This is a genomic window from Mesorhizobium neociceri, from assembly GCF_013520985.1.
Classification (GTDB): domain Bacteria; phylum Pseudomonadota; class Alphaproteobacteria; order Rhizobiales; family Rhizobiaceae; genus Mesorhizobium; species Mesorhizobium neociceri.
The window spans coordinates 16500-41575 of record NZ_JACDTY010000015.1 but is presented as its reverse complement, the minus strand read 5'-3'; the positions used below and the strand labels follow the sequence as shown (position 1 = coordinate 41575).

General features: G+C 63.4%; 20 protein-coding genes. 5 read left to right on the top strand and 15 right to left on the bottom strand.

Annotated elements, in window-relative coordinates; translation table 11 throughout:
- Positions 1-5: 5 nt before the first annotated feature.
- Positions 6-2036, top strand: coding sequence for an aldo/keto reductase (locus H0241_RS25265; protein ID WP_181060559.1), 2031 nt, complete (start codon positions 6-8; stop codon positions 2034-2036).
- A 222-nt stretch (positions 2037-2258) separates the two neighbouring features.
- Here the strand turns inward: H0241_RS25265 and H0241_RS25260 are convergent, their stop codons facing one another.
- On the bottom strand, positions 2259-2687 hold the full coding sequence (locus H0241_RS25260) for an Lrp/AsnC family transcriptional regulator (protein WP_181060655.1): 429 nt from the start codon (positions 2685-2687) through the stop codon (positions 2259-2261).
- 148 nt (positions 2688-2835) lie between these two features.
- Between H0241_RS25260 and H0241_RS25255 the strand changes: the two genes are divergently transcribed.
- Positions 2836-3939, top strand: coding sequence for a saccharopine dehydrogenase family protein (locus H0241_RS25255; protein WP_181060558.1), 1104 nt, complete (start codon positions 2836-2838; stop codon positions 3937-3939).
- Between the two features lie 170 nt (positions 3940-4109).
- Here H0241_RS25255 and H0241_RS25250 read toward each other — a convergent pair whose 3' ends face one another.
- The 5 genes from H0241_RS25250 to H0241_RS25230 all read right to left on the bottom strand — a co-directional run bounded on the left by H0241_RS25250 (position 4110) and on the right by H0241_RS25230 (position 10394).
- Positions 4110-4976: a glycosyltransferase gene (locus H0241_RS25250; RefSeq protein ID WP_181060557.1), complete on the bottom strand. Its 867-nt coding sequence runs from the start codon at positions 4974-4976 to the stop codon at positions 4110-4112.
- A 227-nt stretch (positions 4977-5203) separates the two neighbouring features.
- Positions 5204-6592 carry a dihydrolipoyl dehydrogenase gene (gene lpdA / locus H0241_RS25245; protein ID WP_181060556.1) on the bottom strand — a complete coding sequence of 463 codons (1389 nt, stop codon included), beginning with the start codon at positions 6590-6592 and terminating at the stop codon, positions 5204-5206.
- 235 nt (positions 6593-6827) lie between these two features.
- Complete coding sequence (locus tag H0241_RS25240) at positions 6828-8144, bottom strand: dihydrolipoamide acetyltransferase family protein (RefSeq protein ID WP_181060555.1); 1317 nt, start codon at positions 8142-8144, stop codon at positions 6828-6830.
- 1 nt (position 8145) lies between these two features.
- Positions 8146-9159 (bottom strand): alpha-ketoacid dehydrogenase subunit beta, encoded by a 1014-nt coding sequence (locus H0241_RS25235; RefSeq protein ID WP_181060554.1) that lies wholly within the window; start codon positions 9157-9159, stop codon positions 8146-8148.
- 2 nt (positions 9160-9161) lie between these two features.
- Positions 9162-10394: a 3-methyl-2-oxobutanoate dehydrogenase (2-methylpropanoyl-transferring) subunit alpha gene (locus tag H0241_RS25230; protein ID WP_181060553.1), complete on the bottom strand. Its 1233-nt coding sequence runs from the start codon at positions 10392-10394 to the stop codon at positions 9162-9164.
- 513 nt (positions 10395-10907) lie between these two features.
- On the opposite strand from H0241_RS25230, the gene holA reads away from it, so the two are divergent.
- Both holA and H0241_RS25220 read left to right on the top strand, forming a co-directional pair.
- Entirely contained in the window at positions 10908-11951 is a 1044-nt protein-coding gene (gene holA / locus H0241_RS25225; RefSeq protein WP_181060552.1) for a DNA polymerase III subunit delta, read from the top strand.
- A 164-nt stretch (positions 11952-12115) separates the two neighbouring features.
- On the top strand, positions 12116-12487 hold the full coding sequence (locus H0241_RS25220; RefSeq protein WP_407941773.1) for a hypothetical protein: 372 nt from the start codon (positions 12116-12118) through the stop codon (positions 12485-12487).
- Between the two features lie 187 nt (positions 12488-12674).
- Here the strand turns inward: H0241_RS25220 and H0241_RS25215 are convergent, their stop codons facing one another.
- The 5 genes from H0241_RS25215 to mnmE all read right to left on the bottom strand — a co-directional run bounded on the left by H0241_RS25215 (position 12675) and on the right by mnmE (position 18593).
- A complete protein-coding gene (locus H0241_RS25215; protein ID WP_181060550.1) occupies positions 12675-13562 on the bottom strand; it encodes a ParB/RepB/Spo0J family partition protein in 888 nt (295 codons plus the stop codon).
- A 63-nt stretch (positions 13563-13625) separates the two neighbouring features.
- A complete protein-coding gene (locus tag H0241_RS25210) occupies positions 13626-14423 on the bottom strand; it encodes a ParA family protein (protein WP_181060549.1) in 798 nt (265 codons plus the stop codon).
- Positions 14424-14488: 65 nt separating this feature from the next.
- Positions 14489-15121: a 16S rRNA (guanine(527)-N(7))-methyltransferase RsmG gene (gene rsmG, locus H0241_RS25205; protein WP_181060548.1), complete on the bottom strand. Its 633-nt coding sequence runs from the start codon at positions 15119-15121 to the stop codon at positions 14489-14491.
- Positions 15118-16992 (bottom strand): tRNA uridine-5-carboxymethylaminomethyl(34) synthesis enzyme MnmG, encoded by a 1875-nt coding sequence (gene mnmG, locus H0241_RS25200; RefSeq protein ID WP_181060547.1) that lies wholly within the window; start codon positions 16990-16992, stop codon positions 15118-15120. The genes rsmG and mnmG overlap by 4 nt, the downstream gene beginning before the upstream one ends.
- 284 nt (positions 16993-17276) lie before the next feature.
- Positions 17277-18593 (bottom strand): tRNA uridine-5-carboxymethylaminomethyl(34) synthesis GTPase MnmE, encoded by a 1317-nt coding sequence (gene mnmE / locus H0241_RS25195; RefSeq protein WP_181060546.1) that lies wholly within the window; start codon positions 18591-18593, stop codon positions 17277-17279.
- Positions 18594-18664: 71 nt separating this feature from the next.
- Between mnmE and H0241_RS25190 the strand changes: the two genes are divergently transcribed.
- The gene (locus H0241_RS25190) at positions 18665-20683 is read left to right on the top strand and encodes a thioredoxin domain-containing protein (protein ID WP_181060545.1); all 2019 of its coding nucleotides are present in this window, start codon (positions 18665-18667) and stop codon (positions 20681-20683) included.
- A 1-nt stretch (position 20684) separates the two neighbouring features.
- Here the strand turns inward: H0241_RS25190 and yddG are convergent, their stop codons facing one another.
- From yddG to hemE, 4 genes are all read right to left on the bottom strand, one after another.
- Entirely contained in the window at positions 20685-21611 is a 927-nt protein-coding gene (gene yddG / locus H0241_RS25185) for an aromatic amino acid exporter YddG (protein ID WP_181060544.1), read from the bottom strand.
- 166 nt (positions 21612-21777) lie between these two features.
- Positions 21778-23043 (bottom strand): transcription termination factor Rho, encoded by a 1266-nt coding sequence (gene rho, locus H0241_RS25180; protein WP_112560220.1) that lies wholly within the window; start codon positions 23041-23043, stop codon positions 21778-21780.
- A 218-nt stretch (positions 23044-23261) separates the two neighbouring features.
- On the bottom strand, positions 23262-23810 hold the full coding sequence (gene hemJ, locus H0241_RS25175; RefSeq protein WP_181060543.1) for a protoporphyrinogen oxidase HemJ: 549 nt from the start codon (positions 23808-23810) through the stop codon (positions 23262-23264).
- Positions 23810-24841 (bottom strand): uroporphyrinogen decarboxylase, encoded by a 1032-nt coding sequence (gene hemE, locus H0241_RS25170; protein ID WP_181060542.1) that lies wholly within the window; start codon positions 24839-24841, stop codon positions 23810-23812. Before hemE ends, hemJ begins: the two co-directional genes overlap by 1 nt.
- Between the last annotated feature and the right edge of the window lie 235 nt (positions 24842-25076).

The window sequence follows — 25076 nt, the reverse complement described above, 5'->3', positions numbered from 1 at the left end:
TGACCATGACTTCAACCGCGCCCATCCGTTGGGGAATCCTCGGGCCGGGCAGCATCGCCAAAGCCTTTGCCGGCGGCGTGGCGGGCTCGCGCACCGGCAAGCTGGCAGCACTCGGCGCCCGCAATCCCGGCAAGGAAGGCCTCGCCGAGACGTTTCCCGGCGCCCGTATCCTCGACGGTTACAAGGCGCTGCTCGACGACCCCGAAATCGACGCCGTCTACATCGCCATCCCGCATCCCGGCCATGCCGAATGGGCGATCAAGGCGGCCGAGGCAGGCAAGCATGTGCTGTGCGAAAAGCCGCTGGCGCTGACCGCCTTCGAGGCCGACGCCATGATCCATGCCGCGCGCAAGGCCGGAACCTTCCTCGGCGAAGCCTTCATGTACCGGCTGCACCCGCAGACGCTGAAGCTGGTGGAACTCATCAAGTCCGGCGTCATCGGCGAAGTCAGGATGATCAAATCGAGCTTCGGCTTTGCCATGCCGGGCTTCATGCCGGAACACCGGCTCTATGCCAATGATCTCGCCGGCGGTGGCATTCTCGATGTCGGCGGCTATCCCGTCTCGATGGCGCGGCTGATCGCGGGTGCTGCTGTCGGAAAACCCTTCGCCGACCCCGACAAGGTCGTCGGTACAGCCCATCTAGGGGAGTCCGGCGTTGACGAGTGGGCCTCGGCGTTGCTGCACTTTCCCGGTGGCATCGTCGCCAACGTGTCCTGCAGCATCTCGCTCAACCAGGAGAATGTGCTCTCGATCCTCGGCACCAAAGGCCGCATCGACGTTCCGGATTTCTGGTTCGCCGGCGGCAATCGCGATGTCGGCCTCGGCAAGATCGACGTGATCCACGCTGACGGCACGCTCGAAACCATCAGCGTCAACGAGACGCGCCACCTCTATTCCTTCGAGGTCGATGCCGCCGGCGACGCGATCCTCGCCGGCAAGCAGGAATTTGCCTGGCCGGGCATGTCCTGGGCCGACAGCCTCGGCACGCTGCGCGTCCTCGACAGATGGCGCGCTGCCGTCGGGCTCGAATACGAGATCGAAAAGCCGGCTAAGCGGACCAACACCATTTCCGGCAGGCCACTGCGCACCGACGGCGCCGCCATCGGCAAGCGCAAAATCCCGGGCCTGGCGAAACCGGCCTCCGTGGTGGCGCTCGGCTTCGAGGATTTCCGCACCTTCTCGTCCGGCTCGATCCTGCTCGATGCCTTCTTCGAGGCCGGCGGCAATCTGTTCGACACCGGCTATGTCTACGGCGCCGGCTACACCGAGACGCTGCTCGGCCAGTGGTTGAAGAATCGCGGCGTGCGCGAACAGTCGGTCATCATAGCCAAGGGCGCGCACTCGCCGCTGTGCTATCCCGATGTCATCGGCAAGCAACTCGCCCAGACGCTGGACCGGCTGCAGACCGACCATGTCGACATCTATTTCATGCACCGCGACAATCCCGACGTGCCGGTCGGCGAGTTCGTCGACGCCATGGACGCGGAGGCGAAAGCCGGCCGTATCCGCGGCCTGTTCGGCGGCTCGAACTGGACGATGGCGCGCATGGACGAGGCGATCGCCTATGCCGAGCGCACCGGCAAGCAGAAGCCAGGTGCGCTCTCCAACAATTTCTCGCTGGCCGAGATGCTGGAGCCGATCTGGGCCGGCTGCATCACCTCGTCCACCGACGAGTGGAAAGCCTGGCTGACGAAAAGGCAGATGCCCAACTTCGCCTGGTCGAGCCAAGGCCGCGGTTTCTTCACCGACCGCGCCGGCCGCGACAAGCAGGATAATGAGGAGCTGGTTCGGGTCTGGTACTCCGAGAAAAATTTTGGGCGCCGCGACCGCGCCATCGAGCTGGCCGGTCGGCTCGGCAAAAGCCCGATCCACGTCGCGCTCGCCTACGTGCTGGCGCAGCCCTTCCCGTCCGTGCCCCTGATCGGCCCACGCACGCTGGACGAGCTGGAGGACAGTTTGAAGGCGCTGGATATCAAGCTGTCGCCGGAGGATGTGGCGTGGCTGGATAACGGACCGGAGCGGCGGAGGGCGTAGCAATCAGGCGGGGCAACAGACGTCTCGTTCCTTCGCGCCCCCCTCTGGCCTGCCGGCCATCTCCCCACTTGTGGGGAGATCAGACGTCACCTCGGCTTTCGCCAATCTTCGGCGTTGAAGGAAGGCGCGATCGGCGAAGCTGCCAATCTCCCCCCTCGTGGGGAGATGCCTGGCAAGGCAGAGGGCGCTGTCCCGCCGACGTCTCCACCTCCGAGCGTGCAATCACCGATCAATCCGCGTCGACAAAATTATCGACGACGACGTCCGCTCGACCCCGTCCATCGCTCCGATCTCGTCCAGCAGCGCGTCCAGATCCCGGATCGACGGCGCGTCGACGATGACGATCATGTCGAAATTCCCGCTGACCGAATGCAGCGTCCTGACCGGCGGCAGTGCCTGCAGTGCGCGCACCACCTTGTCGGCGAGCTTGGGCGTGACGGTGAGCAGCACATGCGCCCGGACCAGCCCCTGCTCATAGTCGGGCGCCAGACGAACGCCATAGCCGACAATGATGCCGCGCTGTTCCAGACGCTCGATCCGGCTCTGCACGGTGGTGCGCGATACCCCGAGCTGGCGTGCCAGCTCGGCCGTCGAGGCCCGCGCATTGGCGCGCAGCAGGGAAAGCAGTTTTTGTTCGGCATCGCTGAGCATTTCGACGAACCTTGTCGGCATATCGTTCAGTTGCAGGGTTCGTTTCGAACAATTCCACGCTTCCTTTCGACAGGCAAGCTGCGATTGTTGAAAGCATCGCGTCCGCCGCGCAGCGGTAGGGACAAAGGCTTTCACGAGGGACAAGGTCATGAAGAAAATCATCGTCGTCGGCGCCGGCAAGATCGGCTCGACCATTGCAGGCATGCTCGCCGACACCGGCGACTACCATGTCACCGTCGTCGACCGCGCAGCGGCGCAGCTTGCCGCGGCCGAACTCCCCGCCGGCGTCGAGGCACTGGAGCTCGACATCGCCGCGCCGGGCGCACTCGAGGCAGCCCTTGCCGGCGCTTTCGCCGTGCTGAGCGCCGCTCCGTTCCATCTGACCACGCGCATCGCCGAGGCGGCTGCCGCCACCGGCGTCCACTATCTCGACCTGACCGAGGACGTCGTCTCGACCCGCCGCGTCAAGGAACTTGCGCGTTCGGGCAAGAGCGCCTTCATTCCGCAATGCGGCCTGGCGCCGGGCTTCATCTCGATCGTCGCCAACGATCTCGCCAGCCGTTTCGACACGCTGGAAAGCGTGCGCATGCGCGTCGGCGCGCTGCCGCAATACCCGTCCAACGCGCTGAACTACAATCTGACCTGGAGCACCGACGGCGTCATCAACGAATATTGCGAGCCCTGCGAGGCGATCGTCGAGGGCGAGTTGATCGAAGTGCCGCCGCTGGAAGAGCGCGAGGAGTTTTCGCTCGACGGCGTCACCTACGAGGCCTTCAACACTTCGGGTGGGCTCGGCACCTTGGCCGAGACGCTGAAGGGCAAGGTGCGCACGCTGAACTACCGCACCATCCGCTATCCCGGCCACGCCGCCATCATGAAGGCGCTGCTCAACGATCTCGGCTTGCGCCACCGCCGCGACGTGCTGAAGGACATTTTTGAAAGCGCTTTGCCGGCAACGCTGCAGGACGTGGTCATCGTCTTCGTCACCGTCTCGGGCCGCCGCAACGGCCGCCTGCTGCAGGAAACCTACGCCAACAAGATCTATTCGCAGCGCGTCGGCGACCAGGTCCGCAGCGCCATCCAGATCACCACTGCGTCCGGCATCTGCGCCGTGCTCGACATGCTGGCCGACGGCAGCCTGCCGGCGACCGGTTTCGTCAAGCAGGAAGACATCGCGCTCGACGCATTCCTGGCCAATCGCTTCGGCCGCGCCTATGCCCAGCACGAGATGGTAAGCCGGCTCGCGAGCTGAGCTGCGCCCCTTGCCTTCTCCCCCTGTGGGAGAAGGTGGATTGCCGCGAAGCGGCAAGACGGATGAGGGGTGTCCAGCGGAGTGAGGCGTCGGTGTTCCCTGGAACACCCCTCATCCGTCGCCTTCGGCGACACCTTCTCCCACAAGGGGAGAAGGAAAAAACTGCCCCTCTACTTCCGCAGCAGCATCGGTCGTCCGAGCAGAAACCGGATGAAATTGTCCGCGGTTCGCGGCGCCATGCTGGCCTGCGCCCCCTGTCGTCGGGCGCTTTCCCTTCGCACTGGCACCTTGGTTTCGGCACCCGGCCGGCCGACTGTGAAAGACGGCTCCGCGACCGGCTTTCCCTTCAACACATTGGCGGCGTTGTTGTCATGGATGACGATGCACCATTGCGCGCCCTTCGATGCCGCCACGACGGTGTTGTGGATCGTCGCCATCTTCGCGTGGTGCGCACTGTAGATGCCGCTCATCGACGGCGATCTCTTTTCGACCAGCGTGCCGAAAGCCGAGGTCACGTAGTCGTGGTCCGTATACCAATTGGTCGCCACGTGGAAATTGTGGCCGTGCGGAAAGGCGATATACAGAGGTTGCGTATCCACCGCACCTTTGGCGATCTCCGTGCGCGCGTAGTGGTCGGCCCGCTCCATGAAGGTCGGCGCCAGTGAGTCGTCGCTGTCGAGCCGCGTCAGCGAGACATATTCGGCATCGGTATCGGCCTGGACGAACGCATTGAAGCGATCATTGTGATCCTCGCCGGCCTCGACAAGGATCGGCCTGACGTCGACGCCGGCCACGCAGCGGCACACCGTCCTGACGTAATTCTCGTGCGTGTCGGCATCGAACGCGACCAGGACGGTGAAATCCCTGAGCGATTGGCTTTCAAGGGATGGGGCGCAATAGGTGTCGAACAACGCCAGCCGCTCGACCAGCCACACCGGGTCGAGATTGGCGCGGCCCTTTCCATCCCACTGGCTCGGCTTGAAGCGAGCGGCGATGTTGTAGCGTATGGCGATGTATTTCTTCAGTCCTGTGCCCATGGACAGACACTTAGTACATTCTGCCGATTTGCGACAACCGACGGCTCGTCGCCGGCCGGCGATGCCGCGCTCTTCCCTTCTCCCCTTGTGGGAGAAGGTGGATCGGCGCGATAGCGCCGAGACGGATGAGGGGTGTTCCAGCGGAGTGAGACGTTGGTGCTCCCTGGAACACCCCTCATCCGTCGCCTTCGGCGACACCTTCTCCCACAAGGGGAGAAGGGGGAGTTTTAAATATGCAGCGCGTGGCCCAGCGCCTTCAGCGCTGCTTCCTGGAACCCTTCGCCCTGCGTCGGATGCGCGTGGATGGTGCCAGCGATGTCCTCCAGCCGCGCCCCCATTTCCAGCGCCAGCCCGAACGCCGCCGCCAGCTCCGACACGCCTTGCCCGACCGCCTGGATGCCGAGCACCAGATGATTGTCCGCACGCGCCACGACGCGGACGAGCCCGTCCTCGCCGAGCTTGGTCATCGCCCGGCCATTGGCGGCAAACGGAAACTGACCGATCTTGATCTCGCCGAGCGCCTTGGCCTCTTCCGGCGTCAGCCCGGCGGTGACCAGTTCCGGATCGGTGAAACAGACGGCCGGGATCGAGCGCTTGTCCCAGCTGCGCTTGTGGCCGGTGACGATCTCGGCCACCATTTCGCCCTGCGCCATCGCCCGGTGCGCCAGCATCGGCTCGCCGGTGACGTCGCCAATGGCATAGATGCCGCGCATCGAGGTGCGGCACTGGTCGTCGATCTTGATGAATTTGCCGGCCATGTCGAGGTCGATCTGATCCAGCCCCCAGCCCTCGGTCACCGGCTTGCGGCCGACCGTCACCAGGATCTGGTCCGCAGCAATTTTGGCGCTCTTGCCGTCCGAGGTCTCGACCAACAGCGCGTCGCCCTTGACGCCTTTGGCCTTGGCGCCGAGCATCACTTCGACGCCGAGCTGCCCCAGCCGTTTCACCACGGGCCGGGTGAGTTCTGCGTCATACTGCGCCAGCACGCGCGGCAAGGCCTCGACCACGGTCACCGCAGCGCCCATCTTGGCAAAGGCCATGCCGAGTTCGAGCCCGATATAGCCGCCGCCGACCACGGCGAGTTTCTTTGGCACTTCGCTGAGAGCCAGCGCTTCTGTGGATGAAATCACAGGCCCACCGAACGGCAGGAACGGCAATTCGACCGACGCCGAGCCGGTGGCGATCACCACGGTCTCGGCGCGGATGATCTGCGTGCCGGTCTCGGTTTCGACCGCGACGGTCTTGCCGTCGCGAAACGTCGCCCAGCCATAGACGGTCTTGACCTTGGCCTTCTTGAGCAGGCCGGCGACGCCGCTGGTCAGCCGGCTAACAATGCCGTCCTTCCAGGCGACGGTCTTGCCGAGATCGAGCACCGGTGCCGCGACCGAAATGCCGAGCGGGCTGGTGCCGCCGGCCATGTGCGACACCGCCTCGAATTCCTCCGCCGCATGGATCATCGCCTTGGACGGGATGCAGCCGACATTGAGACAGGTGCCGCCCGGTTTGCCGGCTTCGACGATTACCGTATCGACGCCGAGCTGGCCGGCACGAATGGCGCAGACATAGCCGCCGGGCCCGGCGCCGATGACGAGCAGCTTGCAGGAGATTTCTTTCATGGCGTGACCCTTCGATGCGAGGGAATGTTCCGTCGCGATCCTTCGCGCCCCCCTCTGTCCTGCCGGACATCTCCCCCACGAGGGGGGAGATTGGCAGTTTCGTCGCTTCGCCCGCTCCTCAACCAATGAAGGTTGGCGAAACCCGGCGTGACGTCCAATCTCCCCCCTTGTGGGGGAGATGCCTGGTAAGGCAGAGGGGGGCGCTGTCCCGCCGTCATCTCGGTCGTTCCGCCCCTCAATCCACAAATATCAGCGCCGGCGTTTCCAGCAGCGCCTTGATCCGCTGGATGAACACCGCCGCGTCCCAGCCGTCGACCACCCGGTGGTCGAAGCTCGACGACAGGTTCATCATCTTGCGCGGGATGAACTGGGTGCCGTCCCAGACCGGGCGCACCATCATCTTGTTGACGCCGACGATCGCCACTTCCGGATGATTGATCACCGGCGTCGTCGCCACGCCGCCCATAGCGCCGAGCGAGGTGATGGTGATGGTCGATCCCGACAGCTCGTCACGGCTCGCCGTGCCCGACTTCGCCGCCTCGGCCAGCCGGTTGAGCTCGATAGCGCAATCCCAGAGGTCGCGCGCCTCGGCATGCTTGACCACCGGCACCACCAGCCCCGACGGCGTCTGCGCGGCAATGCCGATATGGACGCCGCCATGCTGGTGGATAATGCCAGCCTCGTCGTCGAACAGCGCGTTGATGTTGGGCTGATCGGCGATCGCCTTGACCATCGCCCGCATCAGGAACGGCAGCAGCGTCAGTTTCGGCCTTTCGACACCCTTGCGCTTTTCCTTGTTGAGCGCGGCGCGCAACTCCTCGAGCGCGGTGACGTCGATCTCCTCGACATAGGTGATGTGCGGGATGCGCGACTTGGCCAGCGACATTTTTTCGGCGATCTTGCGCCTGAGACCAATGACCTTGATGTCCTCGACACTGTCGTTGCGAGCGAGTCCCGAGGCCTTCGCGACCTGTGGGCCGCGCGCCAGGAACGCCTCGATGTCCTCATGGCTTATGCGGCCGGCAGGGCCGGTACCCGAGACCTGGCGCAGATCGATGCCGGCCTCTTTTGCCCTGAGCCGAATGGCGGGCGACGCCAGCGGCCTTTCGCCCTCGGGGCGCGGCGCGCCGGAATTGCTTTTCGCCGCGGCGGCTGGCGCCGGCGCGGCTTTGGCCGCCGGCTCTGCCGGCTTCGGCTTTGGTTCCGGGCGCGCCTCGGGCTTGGTCTCGGCCAGCTTCGTCTCAGCTGGTTTCGCCGGCGCCTCGGCTTTCGCCGTCTCGCCGGCGGCATCCGGCTTCACATTGCCCTCGCCCGCCACCTTCAGCCGCACGATCGGCGAGCCGATCGCCACCGTGTCACCGATCTCGGCACCCAGCCACAGGATCTCGCCATCAACCGGCGAGGGGATCTCCACCGTCGCCTTGTCGGTCATCACGGCGGCAAGCACGCTATCCTCGCGCACGAGATCGCCGACCTTGACGTGCCACTCCACAAGTTCGGCCTCGGCGACGCCTTCGCCGACATCGGGCAGCTTGATGATGTGTTCGCCCATCTTAAGCTCCCATGGTTTCGATAAGCGCGCGGCCGACACGGGCCGGCCCCGGGAAATACTCCCATTCCTGCGCATGCGGGTAGGGCGTGTCCCAACCAGTGACGCGCGCCACCGGCGCTTCGAGATGATAGAAACAATTCTCCTGCACCAGCGCCGAAAGCTCGGCGCCGAAGCCCGAGGTCAGCGTCGCCTCATGCACGACCACGCAGCGGCCGGTTTTCTTGACCGAGGCGACGATGGTGTCGAGGTCGAGCGGCAGCAGCGTCCTGAGATCGATGATCTCGGCATCGATGCCGGTTTCCTCGACCGCCGCCTGCGCGACATAGACCATGGTGCCGTAGGCAAGCACCGTAACGGCCGAGCCCGCCCTGCGTATCGCCGCCTTGCCGAGCGGCACGGTGTAATGGCCATCGGCGACCTCGCCCAGCTCATGCTTCGACCACGGCGTCACCGGCCGGTCGTGATGGCCGTCGAACGGGCCGTTATAGAGCCGCTTCGGCTCCAAAAAAATCACCGGATCAGGGTCCTCGATCGCTGCGATCAGCAGCCCCTTGGCATCATGCGGGTTGGACGGCACCACCGTCTTCAATCCCGACACATGGGTAAACAGCGCTTCCGGACTCTGGCTGTGAGTCTGGCCGCCAAAAATACCGCCGCCGGTCGGCATGCGCACCACGATCGGGCAGGTGAAATCGCCGTTCGAGCGGTAGCGCAGCCTTGCGGCTTCCTGGGTCAGCTGGTCGTAGGCCGGGTACATGTAGTCGGCAAACTGAATTTCCACGCACGGCTTCAACCCGTAGGCCGCCATGCCGATGGCCGAACCGACAATGCCGGATTCGTTAATCGGCGCGTCGAAGCAGCGGCTCTTGCCGTATTTGGCCTGCAGGCCATGGGTGACTCGGAAGACCCCGCCAAAGAAGCCGACATCCTCGCCATAGACAATGACGCGTTCGTCACGTGCCATCGACACATCCATGGCGTCGCGGATCGCCTCGATCATGGTCCGTCTCGGCATGGTCAGACTCCCGCCTGCTGGCGCTGGCGCCGCAGATGCGGCGGCATCTCGGCAAACACGCCCTCGAACATTTCGCGCGTCGACGGCTTGCCGCCGGCATGCAGCGTGCCGTTGCTTTCGGCCTCCTTCTGCGCCGTGATCACCGTTTCCAAGGTTTCGGCTTCCGCCTGGGCATGACGCTCGTCCGACCAGACGCCGCGCTGGATCAGATGGTTCTTCAACCGCACGACCGGATCGCCGAGCGGCCAGGCGTCGGACTCGGTCTTCGGCCGATAGGCCGACGGGTCATCCGAACTCGAATGCGCCCCGGCGCGGTAGGTGACGTACTCGATCAGCGTCGGCCCGAGATTCTTTCGCGCCCGCTCCGCCGCCCATTTGGCCACCGCGTGCACGGCGAGATAATCATTGCCGTCGACGCGCAGCGCCGGAATGCCGAAGCCGAGACCGCGCGCGGCAAAGGTGCCGGAGCCGCCGCGGGCGATGCCCTGAAACGTCGAGATCGCCCACTGGTTGTTGACGACATTCAAAATGACCGGCGCCTTGTAGGTCGAGGCAAACACCAGCGCGGAATGGAAATCGGATTCGGCGGTCGAGCCGTCGCCGATCCACGCCGCCGCGATTTTCGAATCGTTGGAAATCGCCGAGGCCATCGCCCAGCCGACCGCCTGGATGTACTGCGTCGCCAGATTGCCGGAGATCGAGAAGAAACCATGCTCCTTCGACGAGTACATGATCGGCAATTGCCGGCCCTTCAACGGATCGGCCTCGTTGGAGTAGATCTGGTTCATCATCGTGACCATCGGATAGCCGTCGGCAATGAGCAGGCCGGCTTGCCGATAGGTCGGGAAATTCATGTCTCCAGGCATCAGTGCCTTGCGGAAGGCGCAGCTCACCGCCTCTTCGCCGAGATGCTGCATGTAGAACGAGGTCTTGCCCTGGCGCTGCGCCATCTGCATGCGGGCATCGAAACTGCGCAGCGTCATCATGTGGCGCAACCCTTCGAGCAGTTCCTCGTCGGAAAGCAGCCCGGCCCATGGCCCGACCGCCTCGCCATCCCGGTTCAGCACCCGGATGATCGAGAACGCCATGTCGCGGATGGTGCGCGGATCGACATCGATCTCCGGCCGCGGCGCCGAGCCGGCCTTGGGGATCGGCACGTTGGAGAAGTCGGGCGTGCCGCCCGGCCGCACTTCCGGCTCCGGCACATGAAACCGCAACATCCCAGCATCGGTCATGACCATGGTCCTCCCATTTGCCTGGCGCCGATATTTGCACATCCGCGCGCCCCGCACAGCGCCAATTCATCAGGCCCCGCACCCGACTGGGCGTGTCAGCCGGCAAGCGCCCGCAAGATGCAGATATGTCGGCGAAATTTCTTGTCGATGTTTCGGGGCGGGACGCAATTTGGCGCAAGGTTTTGCAGCGTTTCCGGCAGATAACGCACTTCACGACCTTTGGGAGGGAGGGCGCCAAGGTCCGCGAGTTCGCGCCTTTCCTCTCCCCCGTCGATCGGGGGAGAGGTGTCGAGCGAAGCTCGACGGAGTGGGGGTCGACCCTCGGGCGCAAGGCGATGCCTGAGCTAGTGCCCTTCCTATGTCAGTTCGCCGCGATTGCCAGGTGGTTCCCCCACTCCGTCGCTGCTTCGCAGCGCCACCTCTCCCCCCTCCGGAGGGAGAGGAAAGTCGCCAAGGTCGGCAAACTCTTCGGAGAACGTTCACTCCTTGCCCACATCATGCTAACCACCCACCATGGCGCAGAAAAAAGGATACGAGGTCGATTCGTGGCTGGCGAAGCCGGACGCGCGCATCTCGATCGTCCTGCTTTACGGTCCCGACCGCGGCCTCGTCGCCGAGCGCGCAAAGGCCTTTGCCGAAAAAACCGGCCTGCCGCTCGACGACCCATTCTCCGTGGTCCGGCTCGATGGCGCGGAGGTCGATCGCGACCAGGGCCGGCTGCTGGATGAAGCCCGCACCGTGCCCATGTTTTCCGACCGGCGACTTCTATGGGTGCGCAACGCCAGCGGCCAGAAGCCACTGGCCGAGGACGTCAAGGCGCTGACGGCCGAGCCTGCTCGGGACGCCATCATCCTGATCGAGGCCGGTGACCTCAAGAAAGGCGTCGGCCTGCGCGCCATCGTCGAGGCAGCCGACACCGCCATGGCGCTGCCCTGCTACGCCGACGAGGCCCGCGACATCGACAGCGTCATCGACGACGAATTGCGCAAAGCCGGCATGTCGATGGCGCTCGATGCGCGCCAGGCGCTGCGCCGCAATCTCGGCGGCGACCGGCTGGCATCGCGCGGCGAGATCGAAAAGCTGGTGCTTTACGCGCATGGCCAGCGGGAAATCGGCCTCGACGACGTCAGGGCGATGTCCGGCGACGTCTCCGGCGCCTCCTTCGACGATGCCGTCGACGCGGTGCTGGAAGGCAAAGTCGGTGACTTCGACACCGCTTTCACCCGCCACTGCCTGTCCGGCGGTCATCCCTTCCTAGTGCTGTCCTCGGCCATGCGCCAGCTGCAGCAGCTTCAGGTCATGCGCGGCCAGATGGACTCCGCCGGCCGCAACGCCGCCTCTGCCGTGGCGAGCGCGCGGCCACCGGTTTTTTTCACGCGCCGCAAGCTGGTGGAGAAAGCGCTGGAACGCTGGAACATCGACGCGCTCAGCCGCGCGCTGAACCGGTTGCAAACGGCGGTGTTGCAGACAAGGCGGCGGCCGGATCTGTCCGAAGCGCTCGCACGGCAGGCGCTGCTTGGCATTGCCGTGGAAAGTGCGAGATTGGGGCAGAGGTAAGGCGATTGGCCAATCTCCCCCCTTGTGGGGGAGATGGCTGGCAAGCCAGAGGGGGGGCGCTGTCCCGCCGACGTCTCAGCGAACTGCACCAGCATTTCCAGAGAAACATCTAGAGCGGTTCACGACTTGATGGAATCGAAGGGGATTCCCGATTTGTCGGTTTTGTGATTCAAGATGCTGGCTGGAGTGGAGGCCAGCATCTGATGACCCGACCTCTTTCCAATGATCTTCGCGAGCGGGCTGTGGCGGCGGTTTTGAGTGGTGAAAGCCGCCGGTCTGCCGCCAAACGGTTCGGCATTTCGGTTTCGGCCGCGGTGAAGCTGTTGCAGCGCCATGAGACGACCGGCTCGGTGGCACCGGGCAAGATGGGTGGACACGAGCAGGCCTTCGCCAAGATCAAACACTGGATGCGACAAGCCCAGAAGCGAACCGTCGAGGACACTTGGCACCACATCGGCCACCTCGTCGAAACAATCGAACCCGGCGAATGCAAGAACTACTTCGCAAACGCCGGATACGCTTCCATCAAAACGTGAAAGACTCTAGCCAAGTACGGCAAGGTTGGCACTCCTTCGCGCCCCCCTCTGCCCTGCCGGGCATCTCCCCCACAAGGGGGGAGATTGGCCGTTCCCACGCTACAAAAGAAGAGGGCCGGCAACCGCCAGCCCTTCATCTTAAGCCGTAACTTCATTTGCCGGCTAAATACCGTGGCGGCTCAACCGCCTAGCGCTCGTCCTTCAACCGTCGGCACAGCTCGTCCAGCTGCTCCAGGCTGCGGTAGTTCACGCGGATGGCGCCGCCCTTGCCCTTGTGCTCGATGGTCACGATCATGCCGATCGTGTCGGTCATCAGCTTTTCCAGCGCCAGCGTGTCGGCATCCTTGTCCGACCCATTTTGCGCCGGCTTTGCCTTGGGCGGCGTGCCGCCAGCCGGCATCTGCGCCAGTGCTTCGGCCTGGCGCACCGAAAGCCCTTCTTCGACGATCTGCTTGGCAAGGCCGGCCGGATCCTGCGCCGTCACCAGCGTGCGGGCATGGCCGGCCGACAGCGCGCCATCGACCAGCATGTCGCGGATAACGTCGGGCAGCTTCAACAGCCTCAGCGTGTTGGCGACATGGCTGCGGCTCTTGCCGATGACATTGCCGAGATCGGCCTGGGTGTAGCCGTGATCGTCGATCAGCTGCTGGTAGCCCAGCGCTTCCTCGACCGGATTGAGGTCGGTGCGCTGGACGTTTTCGATGATCGCCAGTTCGAGCGCCATGCGGTCGTTGACGTCGCGCACGATGATCGGGATCTCGGTCAGCCCGGCGCGCTGCGCCGCGCGCCAGCGCCGCTCACCGGCGATGATCTCGTAGCGCCCTGCCTGCGTCGGCGACGGCCGCGCCACCACCGGCTGCACCACGCCATGTTCGCGGATCGACTGGGCGAGATCGGTCAGATCGGAATCGCCGAAATGCCGGCGCGGGTTTTTCGGGTTCGGGCTCAGAAACTCGATCGGCACCTTGCCGTCGGCATTCAAGCCCGGCTTTTCCGGCGCCGCCGGGCGATCGATCTCGCCGATCAGCGCCGCCAGTCCCCGCCCCAGTCTCTTTCTCGAAAGGTCTTCGCTCATCTCAATTCCAGGTTTCAGAATCGTTTCGGTATCGAATCGGCTTGTTTTATCAACCACGCCTAATCAAGCGGCGCGCAATTTACGCTCGCGGCGGATCACTTCGGACGCCAGCTGCAGATAGGCCTGGCTGCCCGAGCACTTCAGATCGTAAAGGATCGCCGGCTTGCCGTAGGAAGGCGCCTCGGACACCCGCACATTGCGCGGAATGATGGTCTCGTAGACCTTGTCGCCCATATGCGCCCGTACATCCTGCACAACCTGGTTGGCCAGGTTGTTGCGGCCGTCATACATGGTCAGCACGATACCTTGGATGATCAGGTCGGGATTGATTGTACGGCGCACCTGCTCGACCGTTTCGAGCAACTGGCTGAGACCTTCCAGAGCGAAGAATTCGCATTGCAGCGGCACAAGAACAGAATCGGCTGCCGCCATGGAATTCAACGTCAAAAGGTTGAGCGAGGGCGGGCAGTCGATCAGCACATAGCCGAAGGGCGCACCGCGTTCAGTAGCGGCGCGCACCGCGTTGCGCAGCTTGAGCACCCGGTCTGGCGCGGAAGCGATCTCCATCTCGATGCCAAGCAGGTCGAGCGTCGACGGCACGATCGACAGGCCGGGCACAGCCGTTGGAATGGCGGCGTCTTCCAGGCCAAGTTCGCCGGTCAGCACGTCATAGGATGAGACGGTCCGGTCCTTGCGGTCGATGCCGAGACCTGTCGAGGCATTGCCTTGCGGGTCGAGATCGACGATCAGCACCTTTTCGCCGATCGCGGCCAGCGCCGTGGCCAGATTGATGGCCGTCGTGGTCTTGCCGACACCGCCCTTCTGGTTGGCGACGGTGATGATGCGGGGTCCGGTTTTCATGGGTCTATGCCAAGTATTCATCTTGCGGGTCGCCAAAGGGTCGCCGGCGGTCGCGAAAAGGAAGGTTACGCAGTCCGCAGATCGGCCAATTCGAGGATGACGCCATGGGCGTCGGTCATGCTCGGATGTTCTACCAGATCGAAGGCCCAGCGGTGAGTGCTTTCTTCCACTTCTACGCGGTAATCCCGGCCTTTGTGGAACAGCGCGCGCGACCCCTTGGTCAGCCATGGCGCCGACAGATCGAGCAGTGCGGGCAGCGCGGCTAGTGCTCGTGCCGTGACGATTTCCGGTGCGGAAACAAACGCATAGCTGTCGTCGATGCGTCGCGCGACGACCCGAGCCGGCAAACCGAACTGGCCGATGACCGCTTGCAGGAACGACGCTTTCTTGCGGTTGCTCTCGACCAGATCGATCGACGCGCCATCGCGCTCGACAAGCAGGAAAGCCAGCACCAGACCGGGAAAGCCGCCGCCCGAACCGAGATCGACCCAGCGTTTTGCGTCAGGAGCGATTCGCGCCAGCTGGGCGCTATCCAGAATGTGGCGCCCCCAGACATCGTCCAGCGTCGACGGCGCCGCAAGGTTGATGCTGCGGTTCCATTTTAGAAACAGCTGTTCGAACGCCACCAGGCACTCGAATGTTTCACGTGAAACCGGTCCCGCGGCCTCTTGCAGGCTCGTCCATGAGGCAGCGCTCACGCAACGGCCCTTTGCGCCGCCGATTCGGCGTTGCGGACATGCGCGACGATGATCGCGAGCGCCGCCGGTGTCATGCCTTCCATGCGCTGCGCATCTGCAATCGAGCGCGGCTGCCGCGTCCGCATCTTCTGCTTAAGCTCATTAGAAAGTCCTGGAACATCGGCAAAATCGACAGAGGCGGGGATCAGCCGGCTTTCCTCATGCCGGATCTGCGCGACATCGGCTTGCTGGCGATCGAGATAAACCGAATATTTCGCTTCCGTTTCGAGCCGCTCTGCCGTCTTGGCGTCGATAGCACCAAAGGCCGGTGCGACACGGGCGAGCCAGGCGACATCGACGCCGGGGTAGGCGAGCAGTTCATAGGCCGAGCGGCGCACGCCATCCTTGTTCACCTCAAGCCCATGCCGCGCCGCTTCATTGGGCGTCATGGTCGTTGCCCGGGCGAGGTCGCGTGCCTTATCGAGGCCCTCAGTCACTTGATTGAACCGCTGCATCCGCTGCGACGAAGCAATCCCCAGCCGCATCGCCAGCGGCGTCAGCCGCTCATCGGCGTTGTCGGCCCGCAGCGACAGCCGGAACTCAGCCCGCGAGGTGAACATGCGATAGGGTTCGGCAATACCACGGCTGGTGAGGTCGTCGACCATCACGCCGATATAGGCCTCGGTGCGGCTGAGTACGATCTGGTCGCCGGCGGCCGCCTTGCGCGCCGCGTTCAGCCCGGCAAGCAGGCCTTGCGCGCCGGCTTCTTCATAACCGGTGGTACCGTTGATCTGTCCGGCCAGGAACAGGCCGGCGATCCGCTTGGTCTCCAGCGTCGGTTCGAGCTCGCGCGGATCGACATGGTCGTATTCGATGGCATAGCCGGGCTGCAGCATGGTCGCGCGCTCCAGGCCCGGTATCGTCTTCAGAATCTCGAGTTGCACATCCTCGGGCAGGGAGGTCGAGATGCCGTTGGGGTAGACGGTGTCGTCGTCGAGCCCTTCCGGCTCGAGGAAAATCTGGTGTCCCTCGCGATCGCCGAACTTGACGATCTTGTCCTCGATCGACGGGCAATAGCGTGGTCCGACGCCCTCGATCGAGCCGGAATACATGGCCGAGCGGCCGAGATTGGCGCGGATCAGCTCATGCGTCGCCGGCGTTGTGCGGGTGATGCCGCAATGGATCTGCGGGTTCTGTATCGCATCGGTCAGCAGCGAGAACGGCGAGGGATGTTCGTCCGCCGCCTGGCTTTCCAGCGAAACCCAGTCGATGGTGCGGCCATCCAGCCGCGGCGGTGTTCCGGTCTTCAGCCGCCCGAGCGCAAAGCCGGCGCGGCTCATCGTCGCCGACAGGCCAAGGCTCGCCTGTTCATTCATCCGCCCGCCGACGATCTTCCTTTCGCCAATATGGATGAGGCCGCGCAGGAAGGTGCCAGTGGTCAAAACGACGGCGCCACAGGCCAGCCGCCGGCCATCGGCCAGGAGCACGGCGGCGATCCGTCCATCGTCGATCTCGAAGTCCAGAACCTCGCCTTCGACGACGTCGAGATCGTTCTGCTGCCGAATCGCTTCCTGCATGGCCAGCCGGTACAACTTGCGGTCCGCCTGTGTGCGCGGCCCGCGCACGGCAGGTCCCTTGCGACGATTGAGCAGGCGGAACTGGATGCCGGCGGCATCGGCAACGCGCCCCATCAGCCCGTCCATGGCGTCGATCTCGCGCACCAGATGGCCCTTGCCGAGCCCGCCGATGGCCGGGTTGCAGGACATGACGCCGATCGTGTCGAAGCGCAGCGTCACCAGCGCGGTCCTGGCGCCGGCACGCGCAGCCACACTGGCCGCCTCGCACCCGGCATGGCCGCCGCCCACCACAACCACATCATAGTGATCGATCATTTTCCGTTCCAGATTCAGAGATTGCCCGACACATGTCCCCGAGAGACGGCGCTGTCAAGGATGGAGGGGTGATTCGATATGGTTGACAACGGTCGACGAGGCCGGGTTGCGGTGTTTCACGTGAGTCATGGGCGGTGAGTGTAATCACGCCGATCTACACCGCGCTGACCTCCGACCAAGTTGAGATTCTTTTAGCGCAGCGGCCCGTTTCACGTGAAACAACGACGCCGGCCCAATGTTTCACGTGAGTCGCGATCTGCGCCGCGCTCCGTGTTTCACGTGAGTCACTTCCCGATGCAAAACTGCGAAAAAATCACGTCGAGCAAATCCTCGACATCGACAGCCCCGACGATCCGGCCAAGCCGGTCCGCAGCAAGGCGCAACTCCTCTGCCCGCAGCTCCTGGCCGCGATCCTGCCCTGACACAGCCGAGACCAGAAACCGCGTGGTCTCCTTCAGCAGTTCCACATGGCGCAGCCGCGACGGCAGAATATCGCCGGCATCGCCAATCGCGGCGGCGGCGCGCAGGCCGATCTCGGCCAGTAGATCCTTCAGTCCCGTGCCATCCCTGGTCGAAATGATCGTGTCGTAACCCCCCAATTTTCCTCCGGCCAGATCGGCTTTGGTTCCAATTCTCAGGAGCGGCGCATCGGAACGCACCGCACCGGCATCGACGGGATCGACCATGTCTTCAAGTAGCAAGACGAGGTCGGCACCATGCGCCTTGGCGCGTGCCCTCTCGATGCCGATTGCCTCGACCTTGCCGGGCGCATCACGCAATCCGGCCGTGTCGGTCACCCTGACCCGCACGCCATTAAGATCCAGCACCACCTCGAGCAAATCGCGCGTCGTGCCCGGCTCATCGGTAACAATCGCCGCCTCGCGTCGGGCCAGCGCATTGAACAGACTGGACTTGCCGGCATTCGGCGCGCCGAGGATAACGACCTCGAAACCGTCGCGGATGATCTCGGCGGCATGGAATCCGTCGACATGCTGGCCGATCTCGTCGACCATTACTCTGACATCGGACCAGACCGCATCCGAAACGGAACCCGGCACGTCGTCCTCGTCGGCAAAGTCGATTTCCGCTTCGATCATCGCCCGTGCGTGGATCAATCGCCGCCGCCAACCGAGATAGAGCGCACTCTGCGCTCCCTCGGCATTTTGCACCGCAAAGCGGCGCTGCGCCTCGGTCTCGGCACTGACCAGATCCGCAAGCGCCTCGGTCTCGACCAGGTCGAGCTTGCCGTTGAGAAAGGCGCGCCGCGTGAATTCGCCTGGCTCTGCGTGCCGGACGCCATCAAAACCGGCGATGACCTCCAGCATCTTTCCGGCGACGGCGCGGCCGCCATGGACGTGGAATTCGGCGACATCCTCGCCGGTAAAGCTGTTCGGCCCGGGAAAAAACAACACCAGGCCGTTGTCGATCAACGATCCGTCCGCCGCCCGAAGCTTGCGCAAGGCCGCAACCCGGTCCTTAACCACGCTGCCGGCAGTCGTTTCGATAACGAATCGAGTCTTTGGGCCGGAAATGCGGATGACGGCGATCCCCGCGGGGAGGCGGCCGCTGGACAGCGCTACAATCGAATCGCCTGAAATCATTTGCCCGCTCTTCCGAACCGCCCTAGCTTCCGGTCAACAATTCCGACACCGCCAAACCGAGCTTGCCGCCCGTGACCTTGCCTGCGCAAAACCTGCTTGCCGAAGAAGCCAGCCCCTATCTGCAGCAGCACAGCGGCAATCCCGTGCATTGGCGGGCCTGGTCGCCGGCGGCACTGGCCGAAGCCAAAACATTGCAACGGCCCATTCTGCTCTCAATCGGCTATGCCGCCTGCCATTGGTGCCATGTCATGGCGCATGAAAGTTTCGAGAACGACGCGGTCGCCGCCGTCATGAACCGGCTGTTCGTCAATATCAAGGTCGATCGCGAGGAGCGGCCGGACATCGACCAGATCTATATGGCGGCGCTGTCGTCGATGGGCGAGCAGGGCGGCTGGCCGCTGACCATGTTCCTCAACCCCGACGGCAAGCCGTTCTGGGGCGGCACCTATTTTCCGCGCGAGGCGCGCTATGGCCGTGCCGGCTTCATCCAGGTGATGGAAGCCGTCGACAAGGCTTGGCGCGAGAAGCGGGACAGCCTCGACCAGAGCGCCGACGGCCTGACCAGTCACGTCGAGGCGCGCCTGGCCGGCGTCCACGCCAAGGCCGCGCTCGACAAAGAGACGCTGAGCGATCTTGCCGGCCGCATCGACAGCATGATCGACCGGGATCTCGGGGGCTTAAGCGGCGCGCCGAAGTTTCCCAACGCGCCGTTCATGCAGACGCTCTGGCTATCCTGGCTGCGCGACGGCGTCGCAGCGCACCGTGATGCCGTTTTCATCAGCCTGGAAAAGATGCTGGCCGGCGGCATTTATGACCATGTCGGCGGCGGGCTCAGCCGCTACTCCACCGACGCCGAGTGGCTGGTGCCGCATTTCGAGAAGATGCTCTACGACAACGCGCAGCTCATCCGCCTGTGCAACTGGGCCTATGCAGCGACCGGCAAGGATTTGTTCCGGATACGAATCGAAGAGACGATCGCCTGGCTGCTGCGCGAAATGCGCGTCGATGGCGGCGCTTTCGCTGCCAGCCTCGATGCCGACAGCGACGGCGAGGAGGGGCTCTTCTACACCTGGAGCAAGGGCGAGATCGAGGCCGTTCTTGGGGCCGATTCTACCTTGTTTTTCAAACACTTCATGCTTTCCGCGCCGCATGGCTGGGAAGGCAAGCCAATCATCCATCAGACCGACGCGCAACAAAGCCAAAGCGTGCCCGACAGCGAGCTGCTCGTCCCTTTGAAAGCAAAGCTACTGGCGGCAAGGGAACAGCGCGTGCGTCCGGGCAGGGACGGCAAGGCGCTGACCGATTGGAACGGCCTGATGATTGCGGCCCTTGCCGAAGCCGGCCGCTCGCTGAACCGACGCGACTGGATAGAGGCAGCTGCAAAAGCCTTTGCTCATATTGCCGAGGCAGGCCATGACGGCCGCTTGCCGCACTCCATGCTCGGCGCCAAGAAACTGTTTCCGGCGCTGTCCAGCGACTATGCAGCGATGACCAATGCGGCGATCGCACTGTTCGAAGCCATGGGCGATTCAACCTATGTCGATCGGGCGAGGCAATTCATCGAACAGCTTGACCGCCGGCATCGGGACAACGACGGCACCGGCTACTATTTGACGGCGTCGGACGGCACCGATGTGCCGATCCGCATCCGTGGCGATGTCGACGAAGCGATCTCTTCGGCAACCAGTCAGATTGTCGAAGCGCTGGTTCGCCTGGCGTCGGTCACCGGCGATGTCGATCTGCAGGACAGAGCGTGGCGGGTTGCTGAACACGCCATGGGGCGGGCAGGGCACCAGTCCTATGGCCAGGCCGGCATCGTCAACGCCTGTGCGCTGGCGTTGGAACCATTGAAGCTTGTGCTCGTCGATTCACCAGAGAGTCCAAGCCTCGTTCCGGTTGCGAATCGGAATCCGGACCCGCGTCGTGTCGATATTACTGTCGCGATCGGAACGGAAGCGAATCGACCAACCTTGCCCGGCGGCATCCTGCCGCCAACCGACAAACCCGGCGCATGGCTTTGCACCGGCCAGGTTTGCCTGCCGGTGGTGTCGGATCCACAGGAACTCGAACAGCTGCTGCGGCGCCAGTAGCTCAGCCAGTCCTTCCATCCAAGGCCGAAGGACGCGGCGTTGCGTCAATAGCGGGCGACCGAGGCCTAAGCAGCAAATCCTTGGCCGCGATCACCGCTCCGACCGTGATCAGGATGCAGGCCATGGCGACTGACCAATGAAACACGCCGAAGCCCGCCAGCAGAAGCACGATCACCGAAAACAGCGGCGCGGCATAGGACAAAGCGCCGAGGATCATGATGTCCCCGTGCTTGCAGCCATAATCCCAGGCGTAAAAGCCGGCGCCGAGCGGTATCGCGCCCAGGAGGACGATGGCGCTCCACTGCGTTGCCGACTGCGGCCAGACGGTGGTTTCGAGCGTCAGATGCAGCACGAAAGCGACCGCTGCGGTGATGAAGCAATAGCCCGCCACGACATCGGTCGGCACCTTGCCGAAGCGGCGCGACAGAACCGAATAGCCGGCCCAGATGAAAGCGCAGAACAGCGCGATGACATGGCCCTTCATCACGCCATTGGCCAAGCCGATCGTGCCGCCCCTGGTGATCACAACGATGGCGCCCACGAGGCCAAGCGCGACGCCGGCGACGTGATGGGCCTTTAGCTTCTCTCCGGGCAGGAAGGCGGCAAAGACGACGATCAGCAACGGCCAAAGATAGGCGATCAGGCTGACCTCGACCGGTGGCGCCGACTGGATGGCGAAGAAATAGGCGCAGTGGTAGATGCACAGCCCCGCCGTGCCGAGCGCCCAGACCTGCCATGGCTGGCGCAGCGACCGGATCGCCGACGGACGGACAAGCCAACTCGAGGCGCCGACCATCCCGCCGAGCAGAAACGTCATCGCCGCGAGTTGAAAAGGCGGAACCGGTCCCGCCGCGGTCGAAAGCAGCGCCAGAAATGACCATGTCAGAATGGCCGAAAAGCCGATCAAGGTCGGGATTGTTTTCTTCATGCGGCTTCCGATCTTCGGGGCACGAGTCCTCGCATGAAGGGAGCGATAGAAGTTGCCGCCTATGGCCACTCCGTATCGGGAATGCGACCTGTTCACAGGACAACGAAAAACCCCATCCCGGTTTCCCGGAATGGGGCTTCAATGCATTGACCGGAGTGGGCCGTTCTTACGTGTTCATCGAATCAAAGAAATCGGCGTTGGTCTTGGTCTGCTTCAGCTTGTCGATGAGGAACTCGATCGCGTCGGTTGTTCCCATCGGCGCCAGGATGCGGCGCAGCACGAAGATCTTCTGCAGGTCCTGCTTGGAGACCAGCAGGTCCTCCTTGCGGGTACCGGACTTCAAGATGTCCATGGCCGGATAGATGCGCTTGTCAGCGACCTTGCGGTCGAGCTGGATTTCGCAGTTGCCGGTACCCTTGAACTCTTCGAAGATGACTTCGTCCATGCGGCTGCCGGTGTCGATCAGCGCGGTGGCGATGATGGTCAGCGAACCGCCTTCCTCGATGTTACGGGCGGCACCGAAGAAGCGCTTCGGCCGCTGCAGCGCGTTGGCGTCGACACCGCCGGTCAGCACCTTGCCAGATGACGGCACGACGGTGTTGTAGGCGCGGCCGAGACGGGTGATCGAATCGAGCAGGATGACGACGTCGCGGCCATGTTCGACCAGGCGCTTGGCCTTCTCGATGACCATTTCGGCGACCTGGACGTGACGCACCGCCGGCTCGTCGAAGGTCGAGGAGATGACCTCGCCCTTCACCGAGCGCTGCATGTCGGTCACTTCTTCCGGTCGCTCGTCGATCAGAAGCACGATCAGATAGCATTCCGGATGGTTGGCCGTGATCGAGTGGGCGATGTTCTGCATCAGCACGGTTTTACCGGTACGCGGCTGCGCGTTGATCAGTGCGCGCTGGCCCTTGCCGATCGGCGCCACCAGGTCGATGACGCGCGGCGAGATGTCCTTGCTGGTCGGATTGTCGATCTCCATCTTCAGCCGCTTGGTCGGATAGAGCGGCGTCAGATTGTCGAAGTGAATCTTGTGACGGATCTTTTCGGGATCGTCGAAATTGATGGTGTTGACCTTGAGCAGGGCGAAATAGCGCTCGCCCTCTTTCGGGCTGCGGATCGGCCCTTCGACGGTGTCGCCGGTCTTCAAGGAGAAGCGGCGGATCTGCGAGGGCGAGATGTAAATATCATCGGGACCCGGCAGATAGTTGGCATTGGCGGAGCGCAGGAAGCCGAAGCCGTCCTGCAGCACTTCGACCACACCGTCACCGATGATCTCGATTTCCTGGGCTGCCAGTTTCTTCAGGATGGCAAACATCAGCTCCTGCTTGCGCATGACGCTGGCGTTTTCCACTTCGAGCGATTCGGCATAAGCGATCAGCTCTGGCGGTTTCTTGTTCTTGAACTCTGCGAGTTTCATTTCTTGCATAGACGGACTCTGAGTAGGCTTTTGGAGGGAAATATCGGCTGGATGCGACAAATGCCGGGCGCGGCCGAAAAGCGAAATGGGCGGCGCATGACGGGAAGGAAGACCCGTCTTGTATCGTCGGTCGTTTGAAAGAGCAAGCTGCGTTTTGCGGCGCCGATAAAAGCAATTCCAGGAAAAGTGTTGGCGGTTTTCCCTTGGGAATTGCGTCAAACAAACGCCTAAAACGGCTTGCCGACAACCAGGATCACAATGGCGATCATCAGCAATGTGGGGATCTCGTTGACGATCCGCCAGTGTCTTGCCGGTTTTTCGTTGCGATCCTCGGCGAATTTACGGACAGCGCCCGCCAAATAGCCATGCACGCCGGACAGCAGAAGCACCAAGCCGATCTTGGCGTGCAGCCAGCCGCCGTGAAAGCCAAAAACTTTCCAGGCCATCCAGAGCCCGAACACCCAGGTGACGACCATCGCCGGATTTATGATGCCGCGCAGCAGCCGACGCTCCATCACCTTGAAGGTTTCCGACTGCACCGACCCCTTCTCGGCATCGGCGTGATAAACCAGCAGCCGCGGCAGATAGAGCATGCCCGCCATCCAGGAGATCACGGCGAGGATATGGATCGCCTTCGCCCAGGGGTAGAAGTCCTCAGGGGCGAAAAAAAACAGAAGTGCGGTGAGAACCACCAGGACAACGATGCCAATGGTCATGCGCATCATTGCCTGACCCGTGCTGCCGGCAGCGTTACCCGTATTGTTCGACTGAGCCATCAGCGTGTTGCGCTCCGCACCTGCTTCACCATTGCTTCGACATGCGCCACCGGCGTCTCGGGCGTGATACCGTGGCCGAGATTGAAGATCAGCGGCCCGTCACCCAACGCCTTCAGGATCGCATCGACGCCATCGGACAGCGCCGTGCCGCCAGCCACGAGCCGCAAGGGATCGAGGTTGCCCTGCACGGCGCCACCGGCCTGCAGTGCCTTCGCCGCGTCCAGGGGCACCGTCCAGTCGATCCCTAACCCCGTCACACCGGTCTTCTCACGATAGGTCTGGTAGCGGGCACCGGCACCCTTGGGAAAACCGATGATCGGAACATCGGGGTGAACGGCACGAACCTTCCCGACGATCTCCGCCACCGGCGCAACACAGAATGCTTCGAAAGAAGCATCGTCGAGCACGCCGGACCAGGAATCAAAAATCTGCACCACGTCGGCGCCGGCCTCGATCTGTCGGATCAGATAGGCCGCCGAATGAATGGCAAGCACTTTCAAAAGCTGCTGGAAAGCCGCGGGTTCGCGATAGGCAAACAGCCTCGCCGGCGCCTGGTCGGGTGTGCCGTGGCCGGCAATCATGTAGGTCGCCACCGTCCACGGCGCGCCGCAAAAGCCAATCAGCGTCGTTTCGTCAGGCAGTTTTGCACGCAGCCGGCGAACCGTCTCGTAGACCGGTTCGAGATTCACGTGAAACGTTTCGCTGTTGAGAGCTGAAATCTCCGCCGCCGTGATCGGCGTCAGCAGCGGTCCGCGACCCTCTTCGAAGCGCACGTCACGGCCCAGCGCATGGGGCACGACAAGGATGTCGGAGAACAGGATCGAGGCATCGAAGCCGAAGCGCTCGATCGGCTGCAGCGTCACTTCAACGGCAAGGTCTGGATTGTAGCAGAGATCGAGAAAGGATCCGGCGCGCTTCCTGGTCTCGCGATATTCCGGCAGATAGCGCCCGGCCTGACGCATCATCCAGAGCGGCGGCGGAAAGCGCGCCTCGCCTCTCAGCACGTCCAGCATGATGCGGTTCTCGGGCATTGAGCGCTCTCTTCCCCTGCCTTCTCTATAATTAAATAGTCTATTTCTAGAATCTTCTGATTCTAAGAGTCTGTTGGTTGTGGTGGTTGTCAGCTGTCCCGCTTTGCCCTGGAAAAGGCCAGCCAGCATATTGTCGCGTGCTTCTTCCAGGGGATTGGCGGAGAGTGTGGATGACCAGGATTCCATCACTGGAGTCAATGGCTTGACGCCAGCCTCGCAAAACCAGCTCTGTGGA